Source organism: Nocardia sienata NBRC 100364 (assembly GCF_001613205.1).
Taxonomy (GTDB): Bacteria; Actinomycetota; Actinomycetes; order Mycobacteriales; family Mycobacteriaceae; genus Nocardia; species Nocardia sienata.
On record NZ_BDBX01000004.1, the window covers coordinates 279,008 to 293,847 of the forward strand.

Here is a 14,840-nt window from a genome sequence, read left to right on the forward strand (position 1 = left end):
GAGGATCACGGCATGGATCACGGAGCCGCGCCACTCGACGCCGCGGGACTGGTACTCGCCGCGGGCGCCGGCCGGCGTTTCGGAAAACCCAAGGCCGAGGTGCTGTTCGACGGCGAACGGCTGGTCGACCGGGCCGTGCGCCTGTTGCGCGACGGGGGTTGCGCTCGGGTGGTCGTGGTATCCGGCGCGATGGAGCTGCGGGTGCGCGGGGCGACGGTGGTGCACAATCCGCGGTGGGCGAGCGGGATGGGTTCCTCGCTGACCACCGGCCTGGTGGCAGTCCACGAAACTGCCGCCGTGGTCGTCCCCGTCGATATGCCGTGGCTCGGCGCCGAAGCCGTCCGCCGGCTGCTCGCCTGCGGCGCCCGCCTGGCGACCGCCACCTACGACGGCCGCCCCGGACATCCGGTGCTGCTCGGTGCCGAATACTTCGCGGCGGTGGCGGCCGAAGCGGTCGGCGATATCGGCGCGCGAAGATTCCTGGCCGCCAATTCCGAGCTGGTTCAGCAGGTGCCGTGCGACGGAACCGGCTCGCCCGACGACGTCGACACGCCGGAGGATCTGACACGGTGATCGGCGGCGGGCACCGCGTCGGATTCCCGCGGTTCCGGCGGGGCGGTGTGGATCGGTCGCCGGGTGCCCGACAGCGAACGCGCCGACCCGCCGTGGCGCAGCGCGACGATCTCCGCGCCGATGGCCAGGGCGGTCTCCTCCGGAGTCCGGCCGCCGAGTTGTAGCCCGATCGGGGACCGCAGCCGCGCGAGCTGCTCCTCGGTGACGCCGGCCTCGCGCAGCCGGGTGCGCCGCTCGGCGTCGGCGCGGCGCGAACCCATGGCGCCGATATAGGCGACCGGTCGCCGTAGCGCCTCGACCAGCACTGGAATATCGAACTTCGGGTCGTGGGTGAGCACGCACAGAACGGTCCGGGAATCCGCCGCGGTGGCACGGAGATAGCGATGCGGCCAGTCGGCGACCACCTCGTCGGCCTCCGGTAGCCGGGCGCGGTCGGCGAAGGCGGCCCGTCCCTCGCAGACCGTGACGTGATAGCCCAGCAGTTTCCCGACCCGGCAGAGCGCGGCCGCGAAGATATTCGCGCCGAAGACGATCATCCGCGGGGGTGTGGTGAACGCGGCGACGAAGATTTCCCGGGCGGCCGGGCCGCAACCGATCGTCCGCACATCGCTCGTGCCCTGATGGAGTAGCGCGCGGGCCTGCTCCACCACCGGATCGGGCCAGTCCTCGCCGTCGGTGATCACCGCCTCGGCGGTCACCGCCGCCAGTGCCGCGGTGGTCAGGTCGCGGACCACCGCCACCGGCCGGGACGGGTCGAGCGCGGCCTCGACGACCCGATACTGCGGGGGCGTGATCCGCTGCACGAAGACATCGAGTTCGCCCCCGCAGGTCAGACCGACCGCGAACGCGTCGGAGTCGCTGTAGCCGAAGGTCTGTCGCGCCGGCTCTCCCGTGGCCAGAACCTGTGCGCACAATTCGTACACCGCGCCTTCGACACAGCCGCCCGAAAGACTGCCGCGCACCCCGCCTGTCGCGTCCACCGCCATCGCCGCCCCCAGCGGCAGCGGCGCGCTCCCCCGGACCGCCACCACGGTCGCCACCGCGTAGGCGACCCCCTCGGCGTGCCATCGGACCAGGTCTGCGGCCAGGTCGCGCATCGCTTCACCTCCGCACCGCAACGTTGCCGTAAAATCAGGAACAACATGCGAGAATATCACTTCCGCAAATCGATATTGCAATTCTTGAAGACGACATATCCTGTATTGACACTGCCGGAACGGCGATGCTAAACAAGTGCTCAGCATCGGCGTGCCGAAACTCGGGCGCCCCGCCGCCGGTGCCCGTGACATCCCGCGAACGGAGGAACGGCCGGATGGGTCGAATCAGGCTGCCCCGCAGCGCCCCACACCACATTCCGACGCGACGGAGCCGACGATGAGCACCACCGAGAAAACGACGGCCGTCGGCGCCCGGGTACCCCGGATCGAAGATCTGCGGCTGCTGACCGGCGCCGGAACGTTCGTCGACGACATCACCCGTCCCGGCATGGTGCACGCCTGCTTCGTCCGCAGCCCACTGCCCCGGGCCCGGATCACCGCGATCGACACCGCCGAGGCCGCCGCGCTCGAAGGGGTCGTCGCCGTCTACACGGCGGCGGATCTCAACCCGCGGGTCGGCGAGATCTCCTACGCTCTGGACACTCCCGGCTTCCCGGAGGTGCCCCGCCCGCCACTGGCCGAGGGCGAGGTGCGCTTCGTCGGCGATCCGGTGGTGCTGGTCCTGGCGGCCGACCGGTACATCGCCGAGGACGCCGCCGAACTGGTGATCGTCGACTACGACCCGCTCGAACCCGTGGTCGACTACGAAACCGCCGCCAACGCCGGCGAACTCGTGCATGCCGAGCACGCCGGTAACTCGGCCGGCGGCCTGGCCGGGCGTGCCCCCGCCGACCTGGCCGCAGTCATGGACGCCGCCCCGCACGTGGTCCGCCAGACCATCCATCAGCAGGCCTACGCGCCGGTGCCGCTGGAAACCCGCGGCGTGGTGGCGGAATGGACCGCCCCCACCGGCGAGATGACGATCTGGACCTCCACCCAGTCACCGCATGAGGTGCGCGGCTTCTGCTCCCGGCTGCTCGGGATCGACGAGCACCGGGTCCGGGTCATCGTGCGCGACACCGGTGGTGGTTTCGGCCAAAAGGTGGCGCCGCAGCGCGAGGAGACCTGCGTGATGCTGGCCGCCCGCACCGTCCGGCACGCGGTGAAATGGATCGAGGACCGGCAGGAGAGCCTGATGGCGGCCGGTATGGCCCGCCACGAACACGGCGAGGTGGCCATGGCCTTCGACGAGGAGGGCCGTATCCTCGCCGCCACCATCGAACACGTCCAGAATGTGGGGGCCTATCCGATTCCGTCCCCGCTCACCTCCTCGATCGCGGTCGGCATGCTCTTCCCCGGGCCCTACCGGGTACCGGAAGCCGGTTTCAGTACCGCCTCCTACTACTCGAACACGGTGGGCCGGGTGGCCTATCGCGGTCCCTGGCAGTTCGAATCGGTCTCCCGGGAACTCCTGCTGGACACCGCCGCCCGCCGCCTCGGCCTGGACCCGGTCGAGCTGCGGCGCCGGAATATGCTCGGCCACAGCGAGATGCCGGTGGCCAACCCGAACGGGATGCCCTACTCCGACGCCTCACCGCGCGAGACCTTCGAGCAGGCGCTGCAGATCCTCGACTACGACGCCTTCCGGGCCGAACAGGCCGCCGCCCGCGCCGAAGGCCGTTATCTCGGCGTCGGCACCTGCACCTATGTGGAACCCACCACCGGCGCCACCCCGTTCCTGAGCACCGAGGGCGCCACAATCCGGATCGCACCGACCGGCAAGGTGAACGTGTACCTGTCGGGCGGGTCGGCCGGCAACAGCCTGGAGACCACCGCTATCCAGCTCACCGCGGACGCGCTCGGTATCGATATCGCCGAGGTGCAGACCATCCAGGGCGATACCGCCGTCGCCCCGCAGGGCGGCGGAACCAACGGCAGCCGCTCGGGCTCGATGGCGGCGGGCGCCATCCGGCAGACCGCGCAGGTGCTGCGCGAACGGATCATCGCGATCGCGGCGAAACAGCTCGGCGTCGCCGTCGAGGAGGTGGAATTCGCCCACGGCCGGGCCGGGGTGCCGGATACGGAGAAGTCCCTGTCGCTGGCCGATATCGCGCAGATCGCCTACTACCAGACCGAGTTGCTGCCGCCCGGCGTACCACCGGGACTGGAGGCCACCGGCCGCCACCGCGCCGACCAGCTGATGATCTGGGCCAACGCCACCCATGTGTGCACCTGCGAGGTCGATATCGAGACCGGGCACGTCACCCTGTTGCGCTTCGTGGTCAGCGAGGACGTCGGGCCGATGATCAACCCGAATGTCGTGGAGGGCCAGATCTACGGTGGCACCGTCCAGGGCATCGGCGGCGCACTCTACGAGCACCTCGCCTACGACGACGACGGCAATCCTGTGACCACCACGTTCCTGGACTACCTGCTGCCCACCGCCACCGAGGTACCCGAGATCGAACTCGGGCACATCGAGACCCCGAGCACCGGGCCGGGCGGGTTCAAGGGTGTCGGCGAGGGTGGTGCCATCGGGGCGACGCCCGCGGTACTCAATGCCGTCGCCGACGCGCTGGCACCGTTCGGTGTCGAGATCGACCGGCTTCCCCTCTCCCCCGCCCGCATCGTCGCGATGATCGAGGCGAGCGGCACACCGGAGGTCACCGCATGAAACCCGCCGCCTTCGAATACCACGCGCCCGCCACCTCGGACGAGGCCGTGGCTCTGCTCGCCGCTCTCGGAGACGAAGCCAAGATCATCGCGGGCGGTCAGAGCCTGGTGCCGATGCTGGCGCTGCGGCTCGCCGTTTTCGACCATCTGGTCGACCTGCGGAAACTGGAGGAGTTACGGGGCGTCGAAACCCGCGGTGACACGGTGTGGATCGGGGCGGGGACCACGCACGCCGCGGTCGGCCGCGACGCCGGGATCCGCAGCGACGTGCCACTGCTGCACCGGGCGACTCCGCTGATCGGCCATTTCCAGATCCGCAATCGCGGCACTATCGGCGGGGCGATCGCACACGCCGACGCCGCCGGCGAGTACCCGGCCGTGGCGCTCACTCTCGACGCGCGGATGCACACCCTGTCCCCACGCGGGCAGCGCACGATTCCGGCCGCGAAGTATTTCACCGGTATGTGGAGCACAGCCATGGAAGCCGACGAACTGCTCACCGGGGTCACCTTCCCGGTGTGGCGGGGACGGACCGGTTTCGCGATCGAGGAGTTCACGCGCCGCGCGGGAGATTTCGCCATGGCGGGGGCGGTGGTCGCGGTGCGGCTCGACGCCGATTCCCGGATCGAACAAGCCGCCCTGGGACTCATCGGCCTGGCGCCCACTCCGCTGCGGGCCACCGCGGCCGAGGCCGAGTTGATCGGCCGCCCGGCCGCCGCGGTCGACGCCGCCGAACTCGGACGTGCGGTGACCGCGGGGCTGAATTCGGTACCGGCCGATATCCACGGCTCCGCCGACTATCGGCGCCGGATCGGGGCGGTCATGGTCGCGCGGGCCTGGCACCGCGCGGTAGAGGAGGCGAGCAATGACTGATATCGAGATCTCGGTGGTCGTGAACGGGGCGAAGCGCCGCGACCGGATACCCCCGCGCCGCACCCTGGCCGACTATCTCCGGGAGACCTGCGGCCTCACCGGCACCCACCTGGGTTGCGAACACGGTGTCTGCGGCGCCTGTTCGGTACTGCTCGACGGGGCGGCGGTGCGCGCGTGCCTGGTCTTCGCGGTCCAGGCCGACGGGGCCGAGGTGACCACCGTGGAGGGCCTGGCCGATCCCGACGGCGCCCTCTCCCCCGTCCAGCAGGCCTTCCGCGACCACCACGGCCTCCAGTGCGGTTTCTGCACACCCGGTTTCGTCGTCTCCGCGACCGCATTCCTGCGGGAGACACCCGATCCAGGCGATGACGAGATCCGGGAAGCACTGTCCGGCAACATCTGTCGCTGCACCGGATACCAGGGCATCATCCGCGCCGTACGCGACGCCGCCACCGCCCTCGGTACCGAAGCACCCGCGACCCTGCAGACCAGAGCCGGCACCGACGCCAAGGACCGCGTATGAAACTCGAGAACACCTTCCAGATCCCCGTCCCTGCCGCGGATGCCTGGCCCGTACTACTGGATCTGGAGCGGATCGCCCCCTGTGTACCCGGCGCCGTCCTCACCTCCCGCGACGGCGACGATTTCCACGGCAAGATCAAGGTCAAACTGGGTCCGGTGGGGCTCACCTACAACGGCGTCATCAAGGTGGTCTCCCAGGACGAATCCGCCAAGGTCGCGATACTCGAGGGCGGCGGCCGCGAGACCCGCGGCAACGGCACCGCCAAGGCCGTGATCACCTGCCGGCTGGTCGAATCGGACGGGATCACCGACGTATTCGTCGATACCGATCTGGCGATCACCGGTAAACCGGCCCAGTTCGGTCGCGGTGCCCTCGCCGATGTGGCGGGCAGCCTCATCGGTACCTTCGCCGACAATCTCGCCGCCGAGATCACCGCCGCCGCGCCGGGCAACGGGCAGGCCGCGGCGTCCACCCCCGCGACATCCGAAGAAGCCGCACCGGAGCCGGGGCCCGCGCCGGTCACCCGCATCGCGCCCCGCCGGTCCGCCGAACCCATCGATCTGATGGCCGCCGCCGGGGTCACCGCCGAGCGGCAACTGCTACTGGGCCTGGGCGCGGCGGTGGTGGTCCTCCTGCTGCTGCTCGTCCGGCGCCGCCGCCCCGCATGAGGTCGCGGGGCCGATAAGTGTGGTCCGGCCGCTCCGGCGCGGCCAGGACGATGGCGTGAGCTCGCCACCGGCGAGACCCGGCCCGGCGAGACCCGGCCCGGCGAGACCCGGCCAGCCGGCGTGGGCGGCCGCGGGTGGCCGAAACAACTACCGATCCATCGAACTCGGCATTTGTGTACCTTTGTCCATGTACAAACGTACACAAATGGAGGGATCGGTCATGTCGCTGGCACTGCTCGGGGCGGCCATCGTCGCGGAACTCGTGGGCACCAGCCTGCTCAAGGCCACGGAGGGCTTCACCAGGCTGTGGCCCACGGTCGCCTCGCTGTCCGCCTACGCGCTCGCCTTCGTCCTGCTCGCCCAGGCCATTGCGCGCGGGATGAACGTGGGCTTCGCCTACGCGGTGTGGTCCGGCCTGGGCACCACCCTGATCGTCATCATCGGTGCGCTGTTCCTCGGTGAATCGCTCAGTGCCGCCAAGATCGCCGGGGTCGCCCTGGTAGTCGCCGGAGTGGTCACCCTCAATCTCGCGGGCGCCCATTGACCCCCCGCGACCCGCATCGCCGCCAGCGCATCCTCGACGCCGCCCGTGCCCTGATACCGGTACACGGGATCGCCGGCCTCACCCACCGCCTGGTCGCCGCGGAGGCGGGGGTGCCGGTCGGCTCGACGACCTACTACTTCGCCGATCTGGCCGACCTCACCGAGGCCGCGCTCGCGGATACCGCGGCGGCCACCCGCGAGGCACTCCGGGGTTGGTCGGCGGCGCTCGACGGCAGCGAAGACCTGCCCGCGACCCTGGCCGCGCTCACCGCGGACTATCTGGCCCGGCCCGAGCAGCTGCTCACTGTGAACGAGCTCTACCTCGCCGCGGCCCGGCTCCCCGAACTACGTCCGCTGGCGCGGGTCTGGTTCGACGGCCTCGTCGATATCCTCACCCCCCATACCGGGCTCGTCGCCGCTCGTGCCGTCGCGATCTACCTCGACGGCGCTCTGCTACACGCGCTGACGGCCGAAGCGGCCGTGGATGCCGCCGCGCTCACCGCGCCGATCGCCGCACTCACCGGACTCTCCCCGGAGACCGCTCACTGATCCGCGCGCGGCTCGGGGTTCCGTACAGCGCACGTTGCGTACGACTCGAGGTTCCGCAGCTCGCAGTTCCGTACAGTCCGCAGTTCCGTACGGCGTCGGGGGCGCCGTGGACCGGTGACGCCCTGGGAGCGCGACGCACACGGTATAGCCGACGGCTCGGCACACAGCGCGGCGGCAACAACGAGTCCAGCCGCCGGCAGCATCCGCCCCGAACGGCCGCCCTCCGGTCACGCTGCCCGGCGTGCTCGCCAGGGGCGCCGTGAGTCCCCGTGGGACCGAGGGTCCGGCGCGCGCGTGGACGCACCCGCCGGACCGCCCGGAATCAGCCGTTCAGCAGTGCCTGCATCTGCCGGATCTCGGCCTGCTGGGCATCGATGATCTGCTGCGCCAGCGCCTTGGCGTCGGGGTAGGCACCCTCGGCCAGTTCGGTACCGGCCATCTGGACCGCGCCCTCGTGGTGGGCGATCATCATGGTCAGCCACATCCGGTCGAATTCCGGACCCCGGGCCGCCTCGAGCTGCACCATCTGCTCGTGGGTCATCATGCCCGGCATACTTCCGTGCTCCATTCCGCCGTGCCCACTGCCTTCGGGTACCGCGACGCCCCAGTCCCGCAGCCACCCGGTCATGGTGGTGATCTCCGGGTCCTGCGCCTGCTGGATACGCGCGGCCAGATCGATCACCGCCGGATCGCTCGAACGGGACGGCACCAGCGCGGCCATCTCCACGGCTTGGCGATGATGCGGGATCATCTCCTCGGCGAAACGGATATCTGCCTGGTTGTGGTCACCGGCCACCTGCTCGGTCGTTGTACCGGTGACGACCGGCGCCGAGGTCGCCGGGGCGGTGCTGTCGTCACCGTTGCCGCATCCGGCCAGGACGACCGCGGTGGCGAGAATGGCGAGCGCGGTCCCGGTGTGTGGTTTTCCGATCATTGGTTGCTCCTGAGAGTTCGGGTGTGTTGCGTGCGTCGAAGCAGCGCCGCGACTCGGAGAAACCGGGTCCGGCGGGCGTCGATCACAGCCGCAACACGCCCAGGACTGCCAGGCGCTGCGATATCGGAACAGGCGGCGGCCGGGCCACGGCGCGCGGCCGTAGCGCGACCGCGCGCATCGGTTCCCCCGCGAACAGGTACCGCCGCAGCGCGTCGAAGATCAGTACCGAGGCCAGCGCCGCCACCAGGACGGCCAGGCACAGATGCAGCAGATCGTGGCCCGCGTCGTGATCCGCCGGGGCGTCGTCGCGCGGCGCCTGCGCGAGCACCCCGGACGGCGCCGGACAGCAGGACCGCGCCGGCTCCGGCCGCGCCCGCCCTGGATCCGGGGCGGGCGACGCCGAAACGAGCGCATGGGAGCCGGGCACCGGATGGTGCGTCACACCGCCGGCTCGGGCGGGCAGGTGGTGCATACCCGAAACAGCCACCGCCAGCACGACCGGTAGCAACCAGCGCACCAACGTGCCCGCGAGACCGGAGTACACAGCCCGAATCTAACACCGCGCCGCCGGGCGGGCCCCCACCGCTCGCTCTCACCGCACCGCGCTCCTCGACGGAGCCGCCGATGCGTCCGAGGAACCCTCGCCCGGACGGCGGAACTCGGCGGGCGCTAGCCCATGATCGCGTTCATGATCGTTCCCGCGCTGGTCGCCACCGCGCCGCCGGCCATGGCGCCCGCGATCTGCTTCGGCGCCGTCAGCGGACCGCCGTTCCATTTCTCCCAGGCGAGCCTGCTGCCGCCGAAGACTATCGAGGTGACACCGGACAACAGGACGAACCAGGTGAGGTACCTGGTCATCTGGACGACCTTGTCCGACAGCGGGGGCGCTTCCGGGCTGGGATCGCCCAGCTGGGCGAGTACGGCGTAGTGGTCGTGCAGTGCCGGAAGACCGTCGTGCAGTGCGGTGAGGATCGTGCTCATCTGGTCGTGCCCCTCTCGGATGCCGGTAGATGCGGTGGCGGCGAATGCCGATTCCGTAAAGCCGAACCCGACCGGTTATTGAAGCGCAAATCGGAGCACAATGGGGTGAGACTCACCGATTTTTTCTGGTCGGGCCGGTGAGCGGCGGCGTGTCGTATGCGCGACACGCGCATTCTGGAGTTCCCCGCTATCGATCGGCATCCGATTCCGCGGATCGGCCGGGCCGCTCCCCGCCTGTCACCGAAGTGTCACAACACGGCCTCGACACGCCCGCCGTCCGGCGCGCTCTCCCGATGCCGGAGCGCTCCGCCGGACGGGGGCGCGGCGGAGCCGTACTCACCCGAACACGAAGTACAGCGCGATCGCCACCGGCGGTAGAACCAGCTACTCGGCACCGTGCGCCGCGGCACGGTCGCCGACCGTGGCGGCGATCCGGTCGGCGGCCTACGCGGGTATCGCCGTCCTGTCGGGTCACGGCCCGCGGCAATCATCCTGCGCCGGGGCGGAAGGACCCGGATCAGGGCCGGGCGGCCGTCCGCACACCGAGCAGTCCCATGAGATCGCCGAAGGTGCGGGCGGCGGCGACCTGCCGCTCGGGCAGCTCGAGCCCGTACTCCTTCTCGACCAGCACGATGATCGACAGGACCGTCAGCGAATCCACGTCGAGATCGTCCAGCGTCGCCTCGGGCGGGATCTCGTCGAAGTCCAGAGCGCAATGTGTGTGCAGGAATTCCGCGACATAGTCCCGGATCGGCACGTTATCGGGCATCGCGATCGACCTTTCCACTGTCCGCCACCGGCACGCCGAGCGAACGGCGCCGCTGTCCTGTCTCCGCAGCATGGACTCCGGATACGACATCGGGATGTTCGGTGTCCGAACGGTTTTGGTCGTGGAGATGTCCGGACACCGAACACGGACGGGTGACTACCAGATGAGCACCGGTTTGATCACCGCGCCCGCATGCTGGGCGGCGAGAGCCTTGCCGATCTCGGTGTAGGGGAAGCGGGTCACCAGCCGGTCCACCGGGAGCAGCCCGCGGGTGTGCAGATCGAGCAGGTGCGGGATGAAGGTGGCCGGTTCGGCGTCGCCTTCGAGGCAGCCGCGCACCGTTTTGCCGCTCAACACCAGATCGCGCACATCGATCTGCGGGACCCCCGCGCCCAACCCGACCGCGACCACGGTGGCGCCGGTGCCCAGCGCCGCGAACGCGTCGGCCAGCACCTTCGGCGACCCGGTGGTGTCCAGGGCGTGCGTCGCACCGCCGCCGGTGAGTTCACCGATGGCGGCGACCGTATCGGCCGCGGCCGGATCCAGCACCTCGTCGGCACCCAGTTCCCGGGCGAGTTCCCGGCGGGCCGCCGCCGTTTCCACCACGACCGTCCGGACCCCGGCCACCGTGCGGGCGGCCAGCAGCGCCGCCGACCCCACCGCACCGGCGCCGTAGATCGCCAGCCAGGCCCCCGATTCCGGCCGCAACGCGTTCAGCACCGCGCCCGCGCCGGTCTGGAAGCCGCAGCCGAACGAGGCGGCGACGGCCAGGTCGGCCGCCGGGTCGACGACGATCGTATTGTCCGCGGTGGCCAGCGCGTACCCGGCGAAACTGGATTGACCGAAGAAACCGTCCCGTACCGGCCGGCCCGCGACCGTGATCCGCGGGCTGCGGTCCGGCCGGCGGCCGAAATGGTTGAGCGCGGTGGAATTCCGGCAGTAGGCCGGTCGGCCCGCCGCGCAGTTCGGGCAGGCGCCGCAGTGCCGGAAGGTGAGGACCACATGGTCGCCCGGCGCCACCGAGGTCACCGCCGGCCCGACCGATTCGACGATCCCGGCGCCTTCGTGGCCGAGCAGGACCGGCCGGTCCGGTTTGCCCACGGCCCGGTTGACCAGGTCGGTGTGACAGATACCGGCGGCGACGATACGCACCAGGATCTCGTCGTCGCGGGGCTCGTCGAGATCCACCGTCTCCACCGAGAACGGTGCCGCCGGATCGCGGGACAGGACCGCGGTCGTCTGCATCGCTACGCCCGTTCCAGCAGGAAGTAGAAGAACTGGCCGTCGGCGAGCACCAGCTCCGGGCGGCCGTTCATGATGCCCATCAGCGTGGTGTCGTCGAGCCATTTGAAGTGGTCGAATACGGCGCGGCCGTCGTAGACCATGGTGGCGGTCACCTCACCGCGGAATTCGATGTTCCACAGGGTCGCCTCGCCCTGGCCGAGTTCCACGTTGGAGAAGAGAGTGCCGTCCTCGGCACGGCAGATGAGCGGTTTGGCGTCGTCGAGCGAATGGAAGGTCTTGCCGTACCAGCGGCTCTTGGGCAGTGCCCGGCACAGCGGATGGCCGGTCTGGAAGGCGTCACCGCGCCACTGGCCGAGGATTTCCTCGGCGCGGGCGGGCCGCAACCGCCCCCACAGATCGTCGAGCTCCGCCACCGAAACGCCCTCGGTCAGCTCCCGCAGTTGCTGCCACCGTGGTTTCTCCGCGCTCATATCTGTCCCATCGACTGGATTCGGCGAACCATCTGGTTCGGCAACGACGATAGTTCCGAACCATCTGGTTCGGCAAGATAGGATTCGAGGTATGCGCGCGGCAGGCCAGGCAACCCGGGACCGGATTCTCGCTGCCGCCAAAGCGGAATTCGCCGAATACGGCACGGCAGGCGCCCGGATCAATCGCATCGCCGCGGCCGCGAATGCCAGCAAGGACCGCCTCTACGCCTATTTCCCCGGCAAATCGGAACTCTATGCCGCGGTCACCGAGCAATGGACCCGGCAGACCACGGCCGAGACCGCATTACGCGCCGACGATCTCCCCGGCTATGTGGGACGCCTCTTCGATCACTTCCTGGCGCACCCGGAAAATGCCCGGCTCCAGGCCTGGGCCGAGCTGGAACCCGCCGACGAGCGGATCGACCAGGTGCTGCGTCGCACCGTCGATCCCAAACTCGCCGAGATCCGCCGCGGCCAGCGGGAGGGCCTGATCAGCGCCGATATCGCGGCACCCACGCTCCTGCGCATGCTCACCGAATTGGCCCGCAGCACCGCCGTGCACGCGAGCGCCGGGCCACCCGCGCGAATCGGCGCCCAACGCTCGGCCGTGGTGCTCGCCGCGCAGCGTCTGGCCGGGCGGCAGCCGGCCGAACTACCGGACCGTCGCGCCGACCACGATCAAACTGTCGCGGCCGGGCCACCACCGGCGGGGGCGTCCCCGTAGACCACCAGCCAGATGGACCGGCCCAGCGCGGCCGCCAGCTGCGCGTCACTGATCCCGGTCCGCGCCGCGAACGCGGTGGTGATGGAGCGCTCCACCATGGCGGCCAGCACCAGCGCGGTCGCCGCGGGTTCCAGTTCGGGCGCGACCCGGCCGGCCGCACGATCGGCTTCCAGCCGGACGCGGACCAGGCCGACGAAGGTGGCCACCCGCGCCCGCCAGTAGGCGCCCACATCCCGGTCGTAGGCCGCCACCTCGCTCAGCGCCAACAGCAGGTAGCGGTGGCGGCGGAATCCGGCGATCATCGCGCTCATCGCCCGCCGCACCCCCGCTTCCCGGTCGGCGTGCTCGGCGCCCCACCACCGTTCGGCGGCCTCGAACAGATCGGCCGTGGCCAGGTCGGCGGTCCGGATCAACAGCTGGCTCTTGTCGGGGAAATACCGGTAGAAGGTGGAGCGCGCCATCTGCGCGGCGGCGGCGATCCTCTGTACCGCGATCTCGGTGAACGGGGTGCCGTCGGCCAGCAGATCCTCGACCGCCCGCAGCACCCGCTGTTCGAACTCGGCCCGGCGATCCTCGTCCGATTTCCGGGCCGACCGCGGAGCGCGGGTCAGCGAGGGCATCCGGCGCCCGCCGGGTCGATCGCGCGGTGCAGGGGATATCGGCTCGCAAGGTCCATGGGGACATTGTGCCCGCCTTCGTACCCGCGGGCCGGTTCTCATCATCGCACCCTCGGGGTACGGCACAGTTCCCGAGACGGCCGCGGCGATCCGTCGCAACCTACGGAAAACTGTGCGAGACAGTGCGGCTCGGACAGTTGACAATCGCGACGGCGCACCGCACCATCAATCGGACATAGTGTCCGAGACTCGATGACCGAGGACGGTTCCCATGGCCGACTCCCCCAGCGCGGTCGAGCAAGCCGATACCGTGGTCGTCGGCGCCCGGTGTGCGGGTTCGGCCACCGCGGCCACCCTCGCCCGGGCGGGCCGCCGGGTCGTCGTCCTGGACAGCGCACGCTTTCCCTCCGATACGCTGTCCACCCATCTGCTGTGGCCGGCCGGAGTCGCCGAACTGTCCCGGCTGGGCGCGCTCGAGGCCGTCGAGGAACTGGGCGCGCCGCGCCTCACCCGGGCCTACGCCGCCGCGGCGGGATATGCGATCGTCAGCGAGTTCCCGCAGGTCGACGGGATCGACTACACCCTGTGTGTACGCCGCACCGGCCTCGATCACGCCCTGGTACGCACCGCCCGCGCGGCCGGGGCCGAGATCCGCGAGAAATGCCGCGTGACCGAACTCGTCTGGGACGGTGGGCGGTGTGCCGGTGTGCGCTACACCGACCCCGGCGGCCGGCTCGTCGAGATCCGCGCCGCACTGGTGGTCGGCGCCGACGGCCGCCGCAGCACCGTGGCGAAACTGGCCGGGGCCCTGACTCCGTACGAATCCGTCCCCAGCGGGCGCGACTGCTACTTCGCCTACTGGCGCGACCCTTCCGGCGACCGGCGCGATATCGCCGCGCAGTGGCGGGCGGGCGCCGACCTCGGCACCGCCTTCCCCTGCGACGACGGTCTGCTGCTGAGCCTGGTCCAGCCGCCGGCCGAAGCGGGCCCGCTGCGCCCCGGCGACGCCGAACAACGTTATGCCGCCGCACTCGACCGTATTCCGGCACTACGGGAGCGGCTGCGCGACTGCGAGAAGGTGGGGCGGGTCCGGTCGGCCACCGATATCGCCTCCTATTTCCGCCGTTCCAGCGGGCCGGGCTGGGCACTCCCCGGTGACTCCGGTCATTTCAAGGATCCGGTCACCGCCCAGGGCATCCGCGATGCCCTCCACTACGGACGCCTGCTTGCCGAAACCGTCGCACCGGTAATCGACGACCCCGTCCGGCTGGACCGCGCCGTCGCCGCGTGGGAGCGGCGGCGGGTACGCGAATGCCGCGAGATCTACCACTGGACCAACCGGCTGGCCCGCGGCACCGCGATGAGCCCGCTCGAAATCGAGCTGTACCGCACCGCGACCGGCGACCGGGCCCTGGCCACCATCACCACCGGCGTCTTCTCCCGAACCCGCCGTCCCGCCGAGCTCTACACCCCGGCCCGTATGGCGCGACTCACCGCCGGCGCGCTGTGGCACCACCGCGGCGACCCGATGCCGGTGCTGGCCGATATCGCGCACGAGATCCGGTCCGCCGCCGGCGAATTCCGCACCTCGTGCACCACCCTGCGCGGAACCCCGCCTGCCGTGCCCCCGTTCTCCCCCGGTACCGCCACCGCTTGACCAG

The 14,840-nt window shown here is 70.5% G+C and carries 17 protein-coding genes; 9 read left to right on the top strand and 8 right to left on the bottom strand.

Annotated features, from left to right (window positions below; translation table 11 throughout):
• Positions 1 to 12 precede the first annotated feature (12 nt).
• A complete protein-coding gene (locus NS4_RS04295; RefSeq protein WP_063058140.1) occupies positions 13 to 573 on the top strand; it encodes a nucleotidyltransferase family protein in 561 nt (186 codons plus the stop codon).
• On the opposite strand, the gene NS4_RS04300 is transcribed toward NS4_RS04295, so the two are convergent.
• Positions 504 to 1,670, bottom strand: coding sequence for an XdhC family protein (locus NS4_RS04300; protein ID WP_063058141.1), 1,167 nt, complete (start codon positions 1,668 to 1,670; stop codon positions 504 to 506). The two genes, NS4_RS04295 and NS4_RS04300, sit on opposite strands and share 70 nt — an antisense overlap.
• A 277-nt stretch (positions 1,671 to 1,947) precedes the next feature.
• On the opposite strand from NS4_RS04300, the gene NS4_RS04305 reads away from it, so the two are divergent.
• From NS4_RS04305 to NS4_RS04330, 6 genes are all read left to right on the top strand, one after another.
• On the top strand, positions 1,948 to 4,284 hold the full coding sequence (locus NS4_RS04305) for a xanthine dehydrogenase family protein molybdopterin-binding subunit (protein ID WP_063058399.1): 2,337 nt from the start codon (positions 1,948 to 1,950) through the stop codon (positions 4,282 to 4,284).
• The gene (locus NS4_RS04310) at positions 4,281 to 5,156 is read left to right on the top strand and encodes an FAD binding domain-containing protein (RefSeq protein ID WP_063058142.1); all 876 of its coding nucleotides are present in this window, start codon (positions 4,281 to 4,283) and stop codon (positions 5,154 to 5,156) included. Before NS4_RS04305 ends, NS4_RS04310 begins: the two co-directional genes overlap by 4 nt.
• Positions 5,149 to 5,679: a (2Fe-2S)-binding protein gene (locus NS4_RS04315; RefSeq protein WP_063058143.1), complete on the top strand. Its 531-nt coding sequence runs from the start codon at positions 5,149 to 5,151 to the stop codon at positions 5,677 to 5,679. The genes NS4_RS04310 and NS4_RS04315 overlap by 8 nt, the downstream gene beginning before the upstream one ends.
• The gene (locus tag NS4_RS04320; RefSeq protein ID WP_063058144.1) at positions 5,676 to 6,347 is read left to right on the top strand and encodes an SRPBCC family protein; all 672 of its coding nucleotides are present in this window, start codon (positions 5,676 to 5,678) and stop codon (positions 6,345 to 6,347) included. Before NS4_RS04315 ends, NS4_RS04320 begins: the two co-directional genes overlap by 4 nt.
• A gap of 220 nt (positions 6,348 to 6,567) precedes the next feature.
• Positions 6,568 to 6,891: a DMT family transporter gene (locus NS4_RS04325; RefSeq protein WP_084486844.1), complete on the top strand. Its 324-nt coding sequence runs from the start codon at positions 6,568 to 6,570 to the stop codon at positions 6,889 to 6,891.
• On the top strand, positions 6,888 to 7,439 hold the full coding sequence (locus NS4_RS04330; protein WP_063058145.1) for a TetR/AcrR family transcriptional regulator: 552 nt from the start codon (positions 6,888 to 6,890) through the stop codon (positions 7,437 to 7,439). Before NS4_RS04325 ends, NS4_RS04330 begins: the two co-directional genes overlap by 4 nt.
• A gap of 322 nt (positions 7,440 to 7,761) precedes the next feature.
• On the opposite strand, the gene NS4_RS04335 is transcribed toward NS4_RS04330, so the two are convergent.
• From NS4_RS04335 to NS4_RS04360, 6 genes are all read right to left on the bottom strand, one after another.
• Positions 7,762 to 8,373: a DUF305 domain-containing protein gene (locus NS4_RS04335; RefSeq protein ID WP_063058146.1), complete on the bottom strand. Its 612-nt coding sequence runs from the start codon at positions 8,371 to 8,373 to the stop codon at positions 7,762 to 7,764.
• An 82-nt stretch (positions 8,374 to 8,455) separates the two neighbouring features.
• On the bottom strand, positions 8,456 to 8,917 hold the full coding sequence (locus tag NS4_RS04340; RefSeq protein ID WP_063058147.1) for a hypothetical protein: 462 nt from the start codon (positions 8,915 to 8,917) through the stop codon (positions 8,456 to 8,458).
• Positions 8,918 to 9,042: 125 nt separating this feature from the next.
• Positions 9,043 to 9,354: a hypothetical protein gene (locus tag NS4_RS04345; RefSeq protein ID WP_063058148.1), complete on the bottom strand. Its 312-nt coding sequence runs from the start codon at positions 9,352 to 9,354 to the stop codon at positions 9,043 to 9,045.
• Between the two features lie 517 nt (positions 9,355 to 9,871).
• Positions 9,872 to 10,123 (bottom strand): acyl carrier protein, encoded by a 252-nt coding sequence (locus NS4_RS04350; RefSeq protein ID WP_063058149.1) that lies wholly within the window; start codon positions 10,121 to 10,123, stop codon positions 9,872 to 9,874.
• A gap of 156 nt (positions 10,124 to 10,279) precedes the next feature.
• Complete coding sequence (locus NS4_RS04355; RefSeq protein ID WP_063058150.1) at positions 10,280 to 11,368, bottom strand: NAD(P)-dependent alcohol dehydrogenase; 1,089 nt, start codon at positions 11,366 to 11,368, stop codon at positions 10,280 to 10,282.
• A 2-nt stretch (positions 11,369 to 11,370) separates the two neighbouring features.
• Positions 11,371 to 11,838 (bottom strand): DUF4334 domain-containing protein, encoded by a 468-nt coding sequence (locus NS4_RS04360; protein ID WP_063058151.1) that lies wholly within the window; start codon positions 11,836 to 11,838, stop codon positions 11,371 to 11,373.
• A 91-nt stretch (positions 11,839 to 11,929) separates the two neighbouring features.
• Here NS4_RS04360 and NS4_RS04365 point away from each other — a divergent pair, with 91 nt between their 5' ends.
• Positions 11,930 to 12,562: a TetR/AcrR family transcriptional regulator gene (locus NS4_RS04365; RefSeq protein WP_084486692.1), complete on the top strand. Its 633-nt coding sequence runs from the start codon at positions 11,930 to 11,932 to the stop codon at positions 12,560 to 12,562.
• Here NS4_RS04365 and NS4_RS04370 read toward each other — a convergent pair.
• Complete coding sequence (locus NS4_RS04370) at positions 12,517 to 13,182, bottom strand: TetR/AcrR family transcriptional regulator (RefSeq protein ID WP_063058152.1); 666 nt, start codon at positions 13,180 to 13,182, stop codon at positions 12,517 to 12,519. The genes NS4_RS04365 and NS4_RS04370 overlap by 46 nt on opposite strands.
• Positions 13,183 to 13,450: 268 nt before the next feature.
• Here NS4_RS04370 and NS4_RS04375 point away from each other — a divergent pair, with 268 nt between their 5' ends.
• Positions 13,451 to 14,836: an NAD(P)/FAD-dependent oxidoreductase gene (locus tag NS4_RS04375; protein WP_084486695.1), complete on the top strand. Its 1,386-nt coding sequence runs from the start codon at positions 13,451 to 13,453 to the stop codon at positions 14,834 to 14,836.
• Positions 14,837 to 14,840: the final 4 nt, after the last annotated feature.